Below are 17,246 nucleotides of genomic sequence, written 5' to 3' on the forward strand. Positions count from 1 at the left end.
TCGGGTGATGAATGTCGAAGAGAAGAAACCGCTGTGGCAACGCCTGGGTTGGCTGGTGCTGATCTGGGGGGTGAGCGTGGCAGCGCTTGGGGTGGTGGCTTATGGCATGCGCATGTTCATGAGCGCGGCAGGCCTGAGTACTCACTGAGCCATTGAGTGATCGCGGGGCAAGTTGCATCGGTGCACCGCTGCGACTTGCCCCGCGATGCTTTTATTTCCGGGCCTTGAGCACCACGAACTTCGGCGTCGCCGCGACCTGCTCGACACCCCGGAACAAGCGCGCCAGCTTGCTGTGGTAGCCCAGGTGGCGATTGCCGACGATGTACAGCGCGCCACCGACTTCCAGTGCCTCGCGGGCCTGCTGGAACATGCGCCAGGCGAGGAAGTCGCCGACCACCTGTTGCTGGTGGAACGGCGGGTTGCACAGCACCACGTCCAGCGATTGTTTCTCCTGGCCGGCCAGGCCATCCGCGGCCCTGATCGTCACCTCGCGTTCGCCCAGCGCCGCCTGCCAGTTCTCCCGCGCCGACTGCACCGCCATGTACGACTCGTCGACCAGGGTGAACTGCGCATCCGGGTTGGCCAGGGCACAGGCAATCGCCAGCACGCCATTGCCACAGCCAAGATCGGCTACGCGGGCGCGACCCAGGTCACGCGGCAGATGCGGCAGGAAGGCACGGGTGCCGATGTCCAGGCCTTCGCGGCAGAACACGTTGGCGTGGTTGACCAGCTCCAGGGCCGGCGTCTCCAGACGATAGCGGCTGGGGTAGGGGGAGCGGGCAGTCGGGCGTTCGGCGACGGTGGCAGTCAGCAGGCGCGCTTTCTTCTGCGCCAGCGACGCCTGCACCGGGCCGATGTACTTCTCCATAAGGTCGCCGGCGGCTCGGGGCAGGTGCTTGATCATCGCCCCGGCGATCACCTGGGCGCCAGGCGCCAATTGGCCCTGCAGGCGGATCAGTTGCTCCTCGAGCAGGGCCAGGGTCTTGGGCACGCGCACCAGCACGCGGTCGAACGGGCCCTGGAAGGGCTCGCTGGCCGGGATGAAGGGCACGCTGTCGAACGGCTTGCCGTTACCCGCCAGGTTTTTCTCCAGGGCCAGGTGCGCCAGGTGCGAGTCACCGCTGCTGGTCACGTCCAGGTGCCCGGCCAGGCTGGCGGCCAGGGCGCCGAAGCTGTCGTTGAGCACCAGCACCTTGCTGCCTGCGCCTGGTGCCTGGGCGGCCATGTGTTCCAGCAGGTACTGGTCGGCGGCATTGAACGCCAGCAGCGGGTCGTTGGCTTGCTCCGGCTGGCGGATCAGGTCGAGGTCGGCGAAGGGGCTGTTGAACAGGGGCATGACGTGGGGCTCTGCTGCGTATCTGCCCGGCGCGCGGGTGCGGCGGGCTTGCGGCAGGTGATTCTACAGGGCTTTGTGTCTGGGTGGGGGGCGAGCTGTCAGAGCAGGCCACGCAGGGCGGCAATGGCGATGGCGCCGGCTTTGTTGGAGGCGTTGGTCTTGCTGATCACACTGCGAATATGAAAATTCACGGTGCTGGTCGACAGCGAAAGAATCATCGCCACGTCGGCTGCGGTCTTGCCGGCGGCCGACCACTTGAGCACTTCGAGCTCGCGCTCGCTCAGTTGCGGCAGTGGGCTGTACTTCGCCAGATGGTGCGTGCTGAGGGCGGCGTGCAAGGTGTTGCACAGCCACATCACCTGGGCGCTCTTCTCGAACAGTTCGTCACGGGAGACCACGCCCTGAGCCCTGGTGACACTTAGCTGGCTTTCGTTGTGCTGCTGGTCGTGCACAGACTGGCTCCAGCCATGGGTCATGCCGTAGGCAGTGGCAGCCTCACGCAGCTGAGGCACCTCGTGGAACAGTTCGTCGCTCCAGACCAGCGGCAACGTCGTGCTGTGGCATTTTGCTACTGTCGGATCTATCTTGATGAAGTCTTCAGCCTGGTAGCGCGCATTCCAGGCGCTTGGGTAATTGTTGTAGAGGATCACTAGGGGGCCACGGGCAGCGACATGCAGGTGCAGCGTCAGGCCGACGAACTCCATGTCCAGTGCCTGGGCCAGTTTCACGGCCTGGCCGAACAACAGTTGCGGCTCCTGTTCCTCCAGCAGTTGCTGGAGTTGCTCACTCTTCCAATGTGGCATCGATGAAGCTCCCGTTGCGTCTTTGTGGATCCAAAGTCAGCATTACACGGTCCGTAGTGTAGGAAACCTCCTAAAGATGTGCTGGTTTTTTTTGCTATAGCTGTTGCGCTTTCTTAGTTGTTTACGCTCCGGGCCATGCCATGCCCTACAAATCGACGGTGTTTATCTCCGCTGCTTTGCGCGACACTGTGCGCTCTTGATTCGTGGAGCCCGTCATGACCGCCAGCGCCGACAAATTCACCCGCCAGACCCTGCTCGGCGTCCAGCCCCTGACCCCCAATCTGTTTTCCCTGCGCGTTACCCGCGACGCAGGCTTTCGCTTCCGTGCCGGGCAGTTCGCCCGGCTGGGTGTGAGCAAGGCAGATGGCAGCGTTGTCTGGCGTGCCTACTCCATGGTGAGCGCGCCGCATGACGAACATCTCGACTTCTTTTCCATCGTGGTGCCCGGTGGGGAGTTCACCAGTGAGCTGAGCCGCTTCGGTAAAGGCGACACCCTGCTGATCGACCGCCAGGCCTTCGGCTACCTGACCCTTGACCGCTTCGTTGGCGGCCGTGACTTGTGGCTGCTGGCCACCGGCACCGGCATCGCACCGTTCATGTCGATCCTGCAGGACTTCGAGGCCTGGGAGCGCTTCGACAACATCAAGCTGGTGTACTCGGTGCGCGAGGCGAAGGAGCTGGCATATGTCGATGAAATCGCCGCGCTGGAGCAGCGCGACTACCTGGCGGAGTACGCGGGCAAGTTGCAGTTCATTCCGGTGGTTACCCGAGAGCAGCATCCGGGGGCATTGAATGCGCGGATCACCACGCTGATCGAAAACGGCGAGCTGGAAAAAGCGGCGGGTCTGGAGCTGTCGCCGGAGCATTCACGGATCATGCTGTGCGGCAACCCGGAGATGATCGACGAGACGCGCAAGGTGCTCAAGGCGCGGGACTTGCAACTGAGCCTGAGCAAGCGGCCGGGGCAGGTGGCGGTGGAGAACTACTGGTAAGGAACAATGGCGCCTTTTGGATCGCCGTCACTGGGGCCGCTGCAAAGCGGCCCCAGTCGTTTTGTGCTTCAGGGCTGGCGATTCTGCGCCTTGAGCAGGTCGCGAATCTCGGTCAGCAGGGTTTCCTCGGCGCTCGGCACCGGCGGGGCGGTCGGCGCCACGGCTTCTTCGCGCTTGAGGCGGTTGATCACCTTCACGCCCATGAAGATGGCAAAGGCGACGATGATGAAGTCGAGCACGGTCTGGATGAACTTGCCGTAGGCCAGCATGACGGCCGGCACATCACCTTCGGCAGCCTTGAGCGTGATGGCCAGGTCGCTGAAGTCGACACCGCCGATCAGCAGGCCGATGGGGGGCATGATCACGTCACCGACGAAGGACGAAACGATCTTGCCGAACGCCGCGCCGATGATGATACCCACCGCCATGTCGACAACATTTCCCTTGACCGCGAAGGCCTTGAATTCACTGAGCATGCCCATGCTGTATTCCTTTGTTACGAATGGAGAGGTAAACGCAGTGTAAGCCACTAAAACGCTTCATGCGTGACGTTCGCAGCTACAGACTGTTTATAGAGCGAATAGTTTTGTCGCCCGCCGAGGCCTCCGGGGCACGTCCGTGTTCGGCTATCATGGCGGTTTTTTCCAGGAGACCCAGCCCATGGCCAAGGCCAAGCGTTTGTATGGCTGCACCGAGTGCGGCGCGACCTTCCCCAAGTGGGCCGGGCAGTGTGGCGAATGCGGGGCCTGGAACACCCTGGTCGAGAGCATGATCGAAAGCGGCGGCGCCGCGGCGCCGAGCGGGCGCACCGGCTGGACCGGGCAGCAGGCGCAGATCAAGACCCTGGCCGAAGTGAGCGTCGAGGAGATCCCGCGCTTCACCACCAGCAGCACCGAGCTCGACCGCGTCCTGGGCGGGGGCCTGGTGGATGGGTCGGTGGTGCTGATCGGGGGCGATCCGGGTATCGGCAAATCGACCATCCTCCTGCAGACCCTGTGCAACATCGCCGTGCAGATGCCAGCGCTGTATGTCACCGGCGAGGAGTCGCAGCAGCAGGTGGCCATGCGTTCCCGGCGTCTGGGCCTGCCCCAGGACCAGCTCAAGGTCATGACCGAAACCTGCATCGAAACCATCATCGCCACCGCGCGCCAGGAAAAGCCGCGGGTGATGGTGATCGACTCGATCCAGACCATCTTCACCGAACAACTGCAGTCGGCACCGGGTGGCGTGGCCCAGGTGCGCGAGAGTACGGCATTGCTGGTGCGCTACGCCAAGCAGAGCGGCACGGCGATCTTCCTGGTCGGCCACGTCACCAAGGAGGGCTCGTTGGCCGGTCCACGGGTGCTCGAGCACATGGTCGATACCGTACTGTATTTCGAGGGCGAGTCCGATGGCCGCCTGCGCCTGCTGCGCGCAGTGAAAAACCGCTTTGGCGCGGTCAACGAACTGGGCGTGTTCGGCATGACCGACCGCGGCCTCAAGGAAGTTTCCAATCCGTCGGCGATCTTCCTCAACCGCACCCAGGAAGAGGTGCCCGGCAGCGTGGTCATGGCTACCTGGGAGGGCACCCGGCCGATGCTGGTGGAAGTCCAGGCGCTGGTCGACGACAGCCACCTGGCCAACCCACGGCGGGTAACCCTGGGCCTGGACCAGAATCGCCTGGCCATGCTGCTGGCGGTGCTGCACCGGCACGGTGGCATCCCCACCCACGACCAGGACGTGTTCCTCAACGTCGTCGGTGGCGTGAAGGTGCTCGAGACCGCCTCCGACCTCGCGTTGCTGGCGGCGGTGATGTCCAGCCTGCGCAACCGGCCGTTGGCCCATGGCCTGCTGGTGTTCGGCGAGATCGGCCTGTCGGGCGAGGTGCGTCCGGTGCCCAGTGGCCAGGAGCGTCTGAAGGAAGCGGCAAAACATGGCTTCAAGCGTGCCATCGTGCCCAAGGGCAACGCACCAAAAGAGGCTCCCGCCGGGTTGCAGGTGATCGCCGTGACCCGTCTGGAACAAGCGCTGGATGCACTGTTCGAGTAGGTCATTTTCTTGTAAGTGATTCTCAATAGCGAGTAGCATACCGCCACCTTGCGACCACCTCATGGAGCGCGTGTGGCGGAGTTAGACCTCAAGCGGCTGTTTCTCAAGCACGCGAAAAACCTTCAAGGCCTGCTCTCGCGCAAGGTGCGCGACCCACAGCTGGCCGCTGACCTTGTGCAGGACAGTTTCCTGCGCCTGGCTGAGCAGCAGCGTACCGAGACCATCGACAACGCCCAGGCGTACCTTTATCGCACCGCGCACAACCTGATGATCGATCACGTGCGCCAGCAGCAAAGGCGCAAGACCGACACGGTGCCCCACGAGGCTTTCGAGGCGCTCGTCGAGGATGGCCCCGGGCTCGAGGAGCACGCCGTGCGCGAGCAGCACCTGCGTCGCTTGCAGACGATCCTCGGCGAGTTGCCCGAGCGCACCCGGGAGATCTTCCGCCTCAACCGCCTGGAAGGCATGACCCATGCCGAGGTTGCCCGGCAACTGGGGATCTCCGACAGCTCGGTGCAAAAGCATCTGGCCAAGGCCCTGGCCTATGTGATGCTGTGCCTGCAGGAAACCGAATGACCAACGGTTTACTGACAAATGCCGCTTCAGACGTCAGCCCAGACATAACCAGATCGCGAGAGAACCGTGTGAGCAGCCAGAACGAGCAAGCCATCCGCGAGCAGGCCGCCGAGTGGGTGGTGCTGGAGGGGAACGGCCCCCTGAGCCCGGCGCAGCAACTGGCGTTGGCGCAGTGGTGCGGCAGCGATCCGCGCCATGCGCGGGCCTATGCCTTCGCCCAGGCGACCTGGGCCGATCTCGGGCAGGTGACGAGCCTGGCACCGACAACTCCGCACCGGGCGCCAGTAGCCCGGGCCGAGCGTCCGCGTGGCTGGCGTCGGCCGACGCGGCTGCGCTGGGCGGTGGCCAGCAGTGCGTTGCTGCTGCTGGCAATCCTGGGCGTCGAACAAGGCCCTCGGGTACTGCTCGACTGGCGTGCCGACTACGCCACCGCCGCTGGTGAAGTGCGCCGCGTAAGCCTGCCCGATGGCAGCCAGGTCGACCTCGACAGCGGCAGTGCCGTGCAGCTCGACTTCGATGGTCGGCAGCGCCGGGTGCGCCTGTTGGCGGGGGAGGCGGTGTTCAGTGCGGCGCCGGTCAGCGCGGATGAGCCGCGGCCCTTCGTGGTCGAATATGCCGGTGCCACCAGCCAGGCACTGGGCACCCGATTCGTGGTGGGCAAGGCGGGTGATGGCGGCTGGGTGGGCATGCTCGAGCACAGTGTCGACGTGCGGCTGCAAACGGCGCCAGCGCAGGGTGCCGCCCGTCAGCTCCTGCAGGAGGGGCAGGCGCTGCGCTACGACCAGGCCCAGGGTATCCGGCCCTGGAATGGCCGCGATCTGCACCGGGCCACCGACTGGCAGCGGGGTGTGCTGGTGTTCGAGCGCCAGCCCCTGGCCGAAGTGGTCGAACGCCTGAACCGTTATCGCGATGGCCGCCTGATGGTGGTCGATGGCACGCTGGCGCAGCGGGAAGTGAGCGGGGTGTTCCGCCTCGACAACCTGGCCGCCGCCGCCGATACCCTTGCCCGCGAGTTGAAGGCCAAGCGCCTGCAGTTACCGGGCTTGACCGTGATCTACTGAGTCTTTCGCAAAAAACTTTCATCTGGCGTTACTGAGTTTCCCCGCGTTGCTCGTCTGACTGTTGAGATTGATTTTCATTACTAGAAAACGCCAACAGACGAGACGCGCAGTGAGCACGCAATCAACTCGACCCCTCCGACCTCTGAGCCGCATCGCCCTTGCCGGCAGCCTGGCCTTGGGTACCTGTACCTTGTCGATGGGGATCGGCACGGCGCAGGCCGCTGTCGCCACCAGCAGCACCAAGTCCAACGTCATTCAGTTCGACATTCCCGCCCAGCCTCTGGACAGCGCCGTCCTGGCCTATGCCGAGCAGTCCGGGGTGCAGGTGTTCTTCGACAGCCGAACCCTGGCTGGCTTGCAGAGCGAAGGCCTGCACGGCGGCTACAGCGTCGAAGAGGGGTTGCACCGGTTGCTGCGCGGCATGCCCGTACGCTATCGCTTCAGTGCTCCGGGCCAAGTGGGCCTGGAGCGCCTGGCGGAGGGTGGCCAGGTCATGGAACTGGGCGCCACCCATATCGATTCGATGCGTGAGGGCGACTGGGTCTACCAGACGCCTCGCTCGGTCAGCGTGATCACCCGCGAGCAGATCGACAAGCGCCCGCCGCGCCACGCTGCCGACCTGCTCGAGCAGACTGCCGGGGTGTATACGGCGGTCAACCAGCGCGACCCTGGGTTGTCGGTGAACATCCGCGGCGTGCAGGACTATGGCCGGGTCAACATGAACATCGATGGCATGCGCCAGAACTTCAGCGTCAACGGCCACCAGCAGCGCAACGGCACGATGTTCATCGACCCGGAGTTCATCCAGGGCGTGGAAATCGACAAGGGCACCTCGGCCGGCATGGGGGGCGCCGGGGTGATCGGTGGCATCGCCAGCTTCAATACCGTCGAGGCCTATGACTTGCTTGGCGCCGGCAAGGAAGTCGGCGGTCGCCTGCGCGCTGGCCATGGCATCGGCGAGCTGGGCAATGGCACGTACTTCAACGGCAGTGCGCTGTTCGCTGCCGGCAACGAGATAGGTGACATCCTCGTCGGCTATAGCGAGCGGCACTTCGGCGACTACCGCAGCGGCACGCAGAATGCCGACAACCTGGGCACGCAAATCCGCGGCAAGCTGGAGAATCGCGAGGCCTGGAAGAGCTGGTTGCACGGTGAAGTCGGGGCGATGGACAGCATCACCCGCTCCCAGCTGTTCAAGTTCGGCATCAACCTGCCTGAGCATCAGCGCCTGCAGTTCAGCTACTTCGAGACCGATGCCGACAGCAAGGATGCCTGGACCTACAACGACAGCAACAGTAACCGCTATTACTACCGGGTCACCGGGACCAATGACATCAATGCGAAGAACGCTGCAGTCGACTACAGCTTCTCGCCCGACAACGACCTGATCGATTTCAAGGCCAAGCTTTATTACGTAACCACCCGCCAGGACCGCTGGAACGCCGACAATATGTCCAGCGCGGGTACTGGCAACCGTGTCGAGGCCTATACCGACCGCTTCCAGACCGACACCTGGGGGCTGCAGGTGCAGAACACCTCGCGCTGGCACGTCGGGCAGGCCGACACCTTGAGTTTCAACTACGGCACCGAGCTGTTCCAGGACAGTTTCCGTCCCAGCACGGACCGTGTCGCCGCCCAGAACGAAGTGGAATCGCTGCCCTATGTGCAAGGTGCCAATCCCAAGGGTAAGCGGATCATGGCCAGCCTGTTCGGCAATCTCACCTACGAGCATGACGACTGGCTCAGTCTGGATGCCGGTTTGCGTTATGACCGCTACCGGCTGAGCGGCAAGACCGGCGTCACCACCTGGATGTACCCCGAGGGGGTCACCGAGGTCAGCCTTTCGCGCCAGCAGACTCACATGATCTTCGACGAGCAGACGGAGGAAGGCCGTTTCTCGCCAACCTTCGGTATTGCGCTCAAGCCAGGGCCGGACTGGTTGCAGGTCTACACCCGCTGGGGCCGTGGCTGGCGTCCGCCGGCGGTGACCGAGGTGTTCATGAGCGGACGCCCACATGCCGGCGGCAGTGCCGAGATGGTCTATCCCAATCCGTTTCTCAAGGCCGAGGAGTCGCACAACTGGGAGTTGGGGCTGAACATTTTCAAGGAGTCGCTGCTGCGCGACGGAGATCGGTTTGGCGCCAAGGTCGCCTACTTCGACACCCGCATCGACAACTTCTCGTTTCTCGACACCAATGTCTCGTTGCCCGGCAGCAGCGTAGCGGGTATCGCGCTGGGTCGCTCGGCCTACCAGAACAACCTGGAGACCACGCGCTTTCGCGGCGTGGAATACAGCCTGGATTACGACGCCGGCGCCTACTACGGGCAGCTCAGCTACACCCACATGATCGGCAGCAACGAGTTCTGCTCCAACCAGTTCTACATGGGCGGCGCACAGCGGCTGGTCAGTGCCGGCACTGTCATGCGCCCGGTCCGTGTGGGCAGCCGCATCATCATGCTGCCGGTGCGGGTATCACGCGCCGAGGGCGCCGCAGACACCAACAGCATCGTCAGCTGCGGCGACATCATGGGCAACGCCTCCTATATGCCTGCAGACCGCGGCGCGCTGACCCTGGGCATGCGCCTGCTCGATCGCACCCTGGATATAGGCATGCGTGTGCGCTACAGCGAAGGCAATGGCGAAAACCTCAAGAGCCATACCTACAACCAGATCGATCAGGCTCAGTGGCCCCAGTACACCGTCTATGACCTGTACGCCAGCTACTGGATGACTTCCAGCCTGAACCTGGCCCTTTCCCTGGAAAACGCCACCGATGAGGCCTACTTCGTGGCCATGGGCGACGGCAACAACCTGTCGCTGGCCCGTGGCCGCACCTTGAGCGGCATGCTTGAGTATCGCTTCTGATCCAACCGGGTTTGCCCATTCCGGGCGACGCGAAGGCACGGAACACGCCTTCGTCATCACTGTGCAACAACGAGGAACCGTCATGACCCTTTCCGTCAACTACGACGCCGCTTTCGCCAGCTCCACCGTCGACGATTACCTGGCCTTCTGGAGTGCCGGCTTCGTCACCGCCGGCCACGGCTACAGCAACACCGGCGGCTTCAGCAACGGCACCTTCGACGGCGACCAATACGCCACCCACGGTCGCAACAGCTCGGATTACGCCTTCATTGCCGACAGCGACAGCGCCAACGGCCTGCACTACGTGTTCGACCCATCGAAGGCACCGGGCGACAACCTCAATCACTACCTGTGGGGTTCGCTGGACAACGTTTCCCTGGGCGAAGTGCTCGGCGGCGGCAGCGGCAGCGACTTCACCCTGGGCAACTACGTGGTTAGCTTCAACGGCCTTGACCTGGATGCCGCGCAGGGCGCAGGTCGTGCCGGCAACGAAGTGCAGAGCGTGATCTACGGCCTGATGCAGGGCAACACCTCGGCCCTGGAGGGCGTGCTCGACAACCTGCTGGCCGGTTTTGGCGTGTCCACCAACAGCACCTTCGCCGAGATCGGCGCGGCCCTGGCCGCAGGCCCCGCTCACGCGGCCTCCGCCGAAGCGGTCGGCGTGCAGGCGCTGCCTGAGGACCTGGCCCTGGCGGCCTGAGCGCAGGCATGAAAAAGCGAATGGAAGGTCACCCTGCCATTCGCTGATCTGATGCACTTACCCCGCAGCCCGTGTCTTTGCCGGGCCCAGGCTGCGGCGGTGCGAATTCTGTGGCGACGATGGCGCGAATGCAATCGCCTGTCGGCGCCTTCTACGAGGTTTCCAACAAATGCGAACTGCTCCCGCCGCGGCCAATGAAGTGCTGCGGGCGCTCAAGGCCTGCCGTGCCGGGCTTGGCAACGTCGCGTTGTTCACCGCGGTGATCAATGTGCTGATGCTGGCGCCGGCGCTGTACATGCTGCAGGTCTATGACCGGGTTTTGTCGTCGCGCAACGAGATGACCCTGTTGATGCTCAGCCTCATGGTGCTCGGGGTGTTCGCCTTCATGGGGCTGCTGGAGTGGCTGCGCAGCCAGGTGGTGATCCGCCTGGGCACGCGCATGGACATGGACCTCAACCCGCGGGTGTTCGAGGCGGCCTACCAGGCCAGCCTGGCCGGGCACAAAGGTGCGGCGGGGCAGATGCTCGCCGATCTGACCGCGCTGCGCCAGTTCGCCACCGGCCAGGCGTTGTTCGCCTTCTTCGATGCGCCGTGGTTCCCGGTGTACCTGTGGGTGATGTTCATGTTCAGCCCCTGGCTGGGCCTGATGGCGCTGGCGGGCGCGGTGTTGCTGACGGTGCTGGCGTGGCTCAACGAGCGCATGACCCAGGCGCCGTTTGCACAAGCCGGGCAACTGTCGCAGCAGGCGGGCCTGGAGGCCAGCGCCAACCTGCGCAATGCCGAAGTGATCGAGGCCATGGGCATGCTCGGCGCCGTGCGCCAGCGCTGGGCACGTTTGCACCATGGGTTTCTGGCCCAGCAGAACCTGGGCAGCGAGCGCACCGCGGCGGTCACCGCGCTGACCAAGACTGTGCGCCTGGCCTTGCAGTCGCTGGTGCTCGGGCTGGGCGCCTGGCTGGCCATCGAACAGTTGATCTCCCCGGGGATGATGATCGCAGGTTCCATCCTCATGGCCCGCGTGCTGGCGCCGATCGATCAGTTGATCGGTGCCTGGCGCCAATGGAGCGGTGCGCGCCTGGCCTATCAGCGCCTGAGCGAGTTGTTGCAGGCCCAACCGCCGCGGCCGGCGGGCATGCCCCTGCCGGCACCGCTCGGCAAGCTCACGGTCGAGCAGGTAGGCGCGACGCAGCCGGGCAACAGTCGCCTGTGCCTGAACAACCTGGGCTTCGCGCTGCCAGCGGGCGAGTCGCTGGGGATCATCGGCCCTTCCGGGTCGGGCAAGTCGACCCTGGCGCGGCTGCTGGTCGGCGCCAGCGCTCCGATCAGTGGCAAGGTACGCCTGGATGGCGCCGATCTGCGGGCCTGGGACCGTGGCGCGCTGGGCCTGCACATCGGCTACCTGCCGCAGGATGTGCAGCTGTTTGCCGGCAGCATTGCCGACAACATCGCCCGTCTGGGCCTTGTCGACGCCCAGCAGGTCGTCGCCGCGGCGCAACTGGCGGGTGTGCACGACATGATCCTCGCCTTGCCGGATGGCTATGACACGCTGCTGGGGGAGGGCGGCATGGGGCTTTCCGGTGGCCAGCGCCAGCGCATCGGACTGGCACGTGCGCTATACGGTCTGCCGGCACTGATCGTGCTCGACGAACCCAACTCCAACCTCGATGAGGCCGGTGAGCGGGCGCTGGTCGAGGCGATTGCCAGGCTGCGCGAGCACAAGCGCACGCTGATCCTGATCACCCACAAGTCCTCGCTGCTGGCCGGCCTGGACAACCTGTTGATGCTCAAGGGCGGCCAGCTGCAAGCCTTCGGTCCCACCGCCAGGGTTTTACAGGACGCCCAACGGGCTGCTCGGCCCGCCCCCGTCGCCCCCTCCACCGCCCGCAACCCCATCGGCCTGAACGTCACGTTCGGCCAGCCAAGAGCCTGACTTCATGAGCGTACACGCCCTCTCCACGCAAAAGACCGAGGCAAGCCTGCTCAGCCTCGATGAACACCGGCCGGGCCGTGTCGGCCGCTGGCTGGTGCTGGCAGGTTTCGGCGGCTTTCTGCTGTGGGCCGCGCTGGCGCCCTTGGACAAGGGCGTGCCGGTCAGCGGCAGCGTGATGGTCGCCGGTAGCCGCCAGGCCGTGCAGCACCCCACGGGCGGGGTGATCGAACAGTTGCTGGTGCGTGACGGTGACACGGTGAACGCCGGGCAGGTGCTGCTGCGCATGGACGCGACCCAAGCCCAGGCCCAGGTCGGTTCGTTGCGGGTGCAGTACGTCAACGCCCGCGCCGGGGAGGCGCGCCTGTTGGCCGAGCGCGATGGTCGGGCGACGCTTGCCTATCCCGAAGACCTGCAGGCCCAGGCACACCTCCCCTGGGTCGCCACGGTGCTGGAAGGGCAGCGCCAGCTGCGTGGCAGCCGGGCCCAGGCGCTGGACATGGAGCTCGGCGGCCTGCGCGAGAGCATTGCCGGTGCCGAAGCCTCGCTGCAGGGGCTGCAGGGTTCGCTGGCCAGCAAGCAGGCCCAGCGCGATGCGCTGGACGAGCAGTTGCGCGGCCTGCGCGAGCTGGCCCGGGACGGCTACATCGCCCGCAATCGCCTGCTCGACAGCGAGCGCCTGCTGGCCCAGGTCAATGGCTCGATCGCCGAGGACTTCGGCAACATTGGCCGCACCCGGCGCCAGGTGCTGGAGCTGAAGCTGCGTATCGGCCAGCGCCAGCAGGAGTACCAGAACGAGGTGCGCCAGCAGCTCGCCGAACTGCAGGCGAGCGCCGAGGACCTGGGCAACCGCCTGCGCAGCGCCGAGTTCGAGCTGGCCCATGCCCAGGTGCGGGCCCCGGTGGCCGGTACGGTGGTCGGCCTCAGTGTGTTCACCAACGGCGGGGTCATCGCTCGCGGCCAGCAACTGATGGAGATCGTGCCGCGCGATGCGCCTTTGCTGGTCGATGCGCGGGCCTCGGTGGAGATGATCGATCGCCTGCGCCCCGGCTTGCCGGTGGAGCTGATGTTTGTCGCGTTCAACCAGAGCACCACGCCACGGGTGGACGGCGAGGTGACCCTGGTCTCGGCCGACCGCCTGGTGGACGAGAAGACCCAGCAGCCCTACTACCAGGTACGTATCAAGGTCAGCGAACAGGGGCTGGGGCAACTGGCGGGCCTGGATATCCGCCCCGGCATGCCGGTGGAGGCCTTCGTGCGCACCGGCGAACGCTCGATGCTCAATTACCTGTTCAAGCCTTTGGCCGACCGGGTGCACGTTGCCCTGGCGGAGGAGTAAGGGTAATGCCGGTATCTTTGCGTTTCGCAGGCCTGTTTCTGCTGCTCACCAGTCTCTCGGCGCAGGCCTTGGACCTGGGCGATGCCTATGCCCTGGCCCTGCGCAACGACCCGACCTGGCAGGGCTCGATCGCCGAGCGCGAGGCGGGGCTCGAAAACCGGGCGATCGGCCGCGCTGGTCTGCTGCCAAAACTGTCGTACCGCTACAACCGTGCCCGCAACGACTCGGAGGTAACCCAGCGCAGCCAGTTCGGCGACGTGACCACCCAACGCGATTACCGCAGCTACAGCTCGACGCTGACCCTCGAGCAGCCGCTGTTCGACTATGCCGCCTGGAGTGACTACCGCCGTGGCGTGGCTCAGGCCGCGCTGGCCGACGAACGTTACCGTGGTCGTGGCCAGGAGTTGATGGTGCGGCTGTTCGGCGCCTACAGCGAAGCGCTGTTCGCCAATGAGCAGATCGCCCTGGCCCAGGCCCAGCGGCGTACCTTTGCCGAACAACTGACGCTGAACGAACGCCTGGTCAAAGGGGGCGAGGGCACCCGCACCGATGTGCTTGAGACCCGTGCCCGCTACGAGTTGGCCCAGGCCCAGGAGATCGAGGCCGGCGACAATCTCGATGCGGCGTTGCGGGCCTTGCAGGCGATCATCGGCGAGCCGGTAGAGGTTGATGACCTGGCGCCGATGACCGGTGATTTCCGCGTCCAGCCCCTGACCCCGGCACGCTTCGAGCCCTGGCGCGACCTGGCTGTTGCCCGCAACGCCGAGCTGGCCAGCCAGCGCCATGGGCTGGAGGTCGCCGAGCAGAACATCGAGCGGCAACGGGCCGGGCACCTGCCTTCGTTGAGCGCCTATGCCAGCAAGGGCATTTCCAGCTCCAGTTCCGAGAGCAGCTACAACCAGCGCTATGACACCGACAGCATCGGCATGCAGCTGAACGTGCCGCTGTTTGCCGGTGGCGGTGTGTCGGCGTCGGTGCGCCAGGCCCGGGCCCAGCGTGATGCCGCGGGCTTCGAGCTGGATGCGCAACTGCGCGACACGGTCAACCAGTTGCGTCGACAGTTCAACCTGTGCGCCAGTGGCACGGCGAAGATCCGCGCCTACGACCTGGCGGTCAAGGCGGCCACCGCCTTGGTGCAGGCCACGCGCAAGAGTGTTCAAGGCGGTGAGCGGGTCAACCTCGATGTACTGGATGCCGAGCAACAGTTGTTCGGTGCCCGGCGCGACCTGGCCCAGGCACGGCATGAGTACCTGCGGGCCTGGTTGCAGCTGCGCTATCTGGCGGGGGTGCTGGAGGCCGGTGATCTGAATGTGTTGAATCGGTACTTCGTGGCGCACGGCTAGGGCGATCGTGGTAGCGCGCTCGCTTTCACGCATCTGTTCAGACAAAAAAGGAGCCGACGATGCGCGTCGGCTCCCCTCGATGACCGTCCTGGTCAGCGATCAGTGTTCGGCAACCGCCTTGCGCCTGGGCGTCTCGTTGCCGTGCTCGTCCAGTTCCAGCACCGGTACCTCGTTGCCCTCGGCGTCGAACAACTTGCCATCCTTGAAGTAGTCGCCATCACGCAGGGCCGAGATATCGGAGTACTGGATGGTGCGCTCGTAGGCCGCGGCGAACACCGACTGGTTTTCCGAGTTGCCGGTGGTGAAGTGGTTGAACATCAGGTTCAGCAGAATTGCCATGATCGCCGCCGAGCTGATGCCGGAGTGGAAGATGGTTTCGAACCAGCTGGGGAAGCTGTGGTAGAAGTTCGGCGCCGCGATCGGGATCATACCGAAGCCCAGCGAGGCGGCGACGATGATCAGGTTGACGTTGTTCTTGTAGCTGACTTTCGACAGGGTGCGGATGCCGCTGGCGGCCACGGTGCCAAACAGCACGATACCGGCGCCGCCGAGTACCGGGGTAGGCACTGCCGCAATCACCCGGCCCATGATCGGCAGCAGGCCAAGCACCACCAGGATCACGCCGCCGGTGGCCACCACATAGCGGCTCTTCACGCCGGTCACTGCCACCAGGCCCACGTTCTGGGCGAAGGCGCTCTGGGTGAACGAGCCGAAGATCGGCGCCAGGATACTCGATGCCATGTCGGCGCGCAGGCCGTTGCCCAGGCGCTTGGAGTCGACCTTGGTGTCGATGATCTCACCGACCGCCAGGATGTCCGCCGAGGTTTCCACCAGGGTCACCATGATCACGATGCACATCGACAGGATCGCGGCGATGTGGAACGTCGGCATGCCAAAGTGGAACGGGGTGGGGAAGGCGAAGATCGGGCCTTCGGTGACCTTGCTGAAATCAGCCATGCCCAGCGACCAGGCGATCAATGTGCCGGCGACCATCGCCAGCAGGATCGACAGGCGCGAAATGCTCGCGCTGCCCAGCTTGCTCAGCAGCAGGACGATGGCGAAGGTCAGTGCCGCCAGGCCGATGTTGGCCATGCTGCCGAACTCTGGCGATGCGCTGTTGCCGCCCATCACCCAGCGGGCCGCGACGGGCATCAGGGTGAGGCCGATGGTGGTGATGACGATGCCGGTCACCAGGGGCGGGAAGAACTTGGTGATACGCGAGAACACCGGAGTAATCAGGAAGCCGATCAACGAGGCTGCCATTACCGCGCCCAGCACCGCCGGCAGGCCACCGCCGCCCTGGCTGCCGAGAATCGCGCCCATGGTCGCCACGCCCGCGAACGATACGCCCTGGACCAATGGCAGCTGGCAGCCGAAGAACGGCAGCCCAAGGGTCTGCAGCAATGTCGCAAGGCCACCGGCGAACAACGAGGCAGCGATCAGCAGGCCGATCTCCGCCGGTGCCAGGCCGGCGGCCTGGCCAAGGATCAGGGGTACGGCGACGATCCCTCCATACATGGTCAGGACATGCTGCAGCCCGTAGGCCAGGTTGGCGCCGAGGCCGAGGTTTTCGTCCTCGGGGCGCGGGGCGGGAGACGTGCTGGGGGACGTGGTCATTGGAGCAGGCTCTCTGTTTATTGTTGTGTCGCTACTGTAGACAACTAGTGCAAATAATTGCCACTAAAATTGTATACAAAGTTTTGATTGTAGCGCCGTAACGGGTGCGTCCAAGGTGCCTGAAACCTGGATGCACATTACGTTCCAACCTGCGAGAGACTGTTCCAGAGAGGTGTGTACAAAGAGGCTGGTAAAGGCAGGAAAGCTGTCTGGCTGGACAAGAAAGCCGCCACAGCCAGATCATTAGCAGGCTAAGAGATATCAATCTTCGATGAGTTCGCGCAGCTCACGCATCATTTCGGTGCTGTCTGCCAGGTTCAATTCCACAAGGCGGTGCAGATGAGTCATCGAATCGACATCTATGAACAGGCAGATAAAACCCAGGCGGGTGGACTCGTCGTGGCGCAGTTCGACCTGCATCCTGACCTGGGTTTTCTTGTCGTTGAGGTGGATGATCGCGTCGAAGTCCTGGGTGGGGTCGGCATCCCAGGGGCTTGGGCGCTCTACCAGCAAGCCCTTAAGCGACAGGTCCAGGAGTTTCACCAGCCAGCGACGTTCGCCCTGGCGCAGTTCGGTAGGGGCATCGAAGGCGATGCGCTGGAAGCGGCGGCGTTCGTCGTGGGCGTTCATGGTGGTTTCTCCGGGTGACATCCTGACT

15 protein-coding genes are annotated in these 17,246 nt (G+C 64.6%); 10 read left to right on the forward strand and 5 right to left on the reverse strand.

The genetic code is table 11. The features are described 5' to 3' along the window. Positions 1-7: 7 nt before the first annotated feature. Entirely contained in the window at positions 8-148 is a 141-nt protein-coding gene (locus KHO27_RS25660) for a DUF2474 domain-containing protein (protein ID WP_102684551.1), read from the forward strand. Between the two features lie 63 nt (positions 149-211). Here KHO27_RS25660 and KHO27_RS25665 read toward each other — a convergent pair whose 3' ends face one another. Then, positions 212-1,336, reverse strand: coding sequence for a methyltransferase (locus KHO27_RS25665; protein ID WP_214500969.1), 1,125 nt, complete (start codon positions 1,334-1,336; stop codon positions 212-214). A 98-nt stretch (positions 1,337-1,434) separates the two neighbouring features. Then, on the reverse strand, positions 1,435-2,139 hold the full coding sequence (locus KHO27_RS25670) for an autoinducer binding domain-containing protein (protein ID WP_214500970.1): 705 nt from the start codon (positions 2,137-2,139) through the stop codon (positions 1,435-1,437). A gap of 215 nt (positions 2,140-2,354) precedes the next feature. Here KHO27_RS25670 and KHO27_RS25675 point away from each other — a divergent pair, with 215 nt between their 5' ends. After that, complete coding sequence (locus KHO27_RS25675) at positions 2,355-3,131, forward strand: ferredoxin--NADP reductase (protein WP_110704089.1); 777 nt, start codon at positions 2,355-2,357, stop codon at positions 3,129-3,131. Between the two features lie 68 nt (positions 3,132-3,199). On the opposite strand, the gene mscL is transcribed toward KHO27_RS25675, so the two are convergent. Next, positions 3,200-3,613, reverse strand: a complete 414-nt coding sequence (gene mscL, locus KHO27_RS25680; protein WP_046857209.1) for a large-conductance mechanosensitive channel protein MscL — start codon at positions 3,611-3,613, stop codon at positions 3,200-3,202. A 178-nt stretch (positions 3,614-3,791) separates the two neighbouring features. On the opposite strand from mscL, the gene radA reads away from it, so the two are divergent. The 8 genes from radA to KHO27_RS25720 all read left to right on the forward strand — a co-directional run bounded on the left by radA (position 3,792) and on the right by KHO27_RS25720 (position 14,971). Further along, positions 3,792-5,159 carry a DNA repair protein RadA gene (radA, locus tag KHO27_RS25685; RefSeq protein WP_046857208.1) on the forward strand — a complete coding sequence of 456 codons (1,368 nt, stop codon included), beginning with the start codon at positions 3,792-3,794 and terminating at the stop codon, positions 5,157-5,159. A 72-nt stretch (positions 5,160-5,231) separates the two neighbouring features. Beyond that, on the forward strand, positions 5,232-5,735 hold the full coding sequence (locus KHO27_RS25690; protein ID WP_110704091.1) for an RNA polymerase sigma factor: 504 nt from the start codon (positions 5,232-5,234) through the stop codon (positions 5,733-5,735). 68 nt (positions 5,736-5,803) lie between these two features. After that, positions 5,804-6,796, forward strand: a complete 993-nt coding sequence (locus KHO27_RS25695) for a FecR family protein (protein ID WP_214500971.1) — start codon at positions 5,804-5,806, stop codon at positions 6,794-6,796. 196 nt (positions 6,797-6,992) lie between these two features. Then, positions 6,993-9,662, forward strand: a complete 2,670-nt coding sequence (locus tag KHO27_RS25700) for a TonB-dependent receptor (protein ID WP_214502019.1) — start codon at positions 6,993-6,995, stop codon at positions 9,660-9,662. A gap of 82 nt (positions 9,663-9,744) precedes the next feature. After that, entirely contained in the window at positions 9,745-10,362 is a 618-nt protein-coding gene (locus KHO27_RS25705) for a heme acquisition protein HasA (protein WP_102684544.1), read from the forward strand. Between the two features lie 169 nt (positions 10,363-10,531). Then, positions 10,532-12,292, forward strand: coding sequence for a type I secretion system permease/ATPase (locus KHO27_RS25710; RefSeq protein ID WP_214500972.1), 1,761 nt, complete (start codon positions 10,532-10,534; stop codon positions 12,290-12,292). A 4-nt stretch (positions 12,293-12,296) separates the two neighbouring features. Then, complete coding sequence (locus KHO27_RS25715) at positions 12,297-13,628, forward strand: HlyD family type I secretion periplasmic adaptor subunit (RefSeq protein WP_110702485.1); 1,332 nt, start codon at positions 12,297-12,299, stop codon at positions 13,626-13,628. A 5-nt stretch (positions 13,629-13,633) separates the two neighbouring features. Next, positions 13,634-14,971 carry a TolC family outer membrane protein gene (locus KHO27_RS25720; protein WP_111533394.1) on the forward strand — a complete coding sequence of 446 codons (1,338 nt, stop codon included), beginning with the start codon at positions 13,634-13,636 and terminating at the stop codon, positions 14,969-14,971. A 99-nt stretch (positions 14,972-15,070) separates the two neighbouring features. On the opposite strand, the gene KHO27_RS25725 is transcribed toward KHO27_RS25720, so the two are convergent. Both KHO27_RS25725 and KHO27_RS25730 read right to left on the reverse strand, forming a co-directional pair. Next, positions 15,071-16,588 (reverse strand): nucleobase:cation symporter-2 family protein, encoded by a 1,518-nt coding sequence (locus KHO27_RS25725; RefSeq protein ID WP_023630301.1) that lies wholly within the window; start codon positions 16,586-16,588, stop codon positions 15,071-15,073. Between the two features lie 261 nt (positions 16,589-16,849). Further along, a complete protein-coding gene (locus tag KHO27_RS25730) occupies positions 16,850-17,218 on the reverse strand; it encodes a PilZ domain-containing protein (protein WP_214500973.1) in 369 nt (122 codons plus the stop codon). Positions 17,219-17,246 lie beyond the last annotated feature (28 nt).

Source organism: Pseudomonas sp. RC3H12 (assembly GCF_018596375.1).
Classification (GTDB): Bacteria; Pseudomonadota; Gammaproteobacteria; order Pseudomonadales; family Pseudomonadaceae; genus Aquipseudomonas.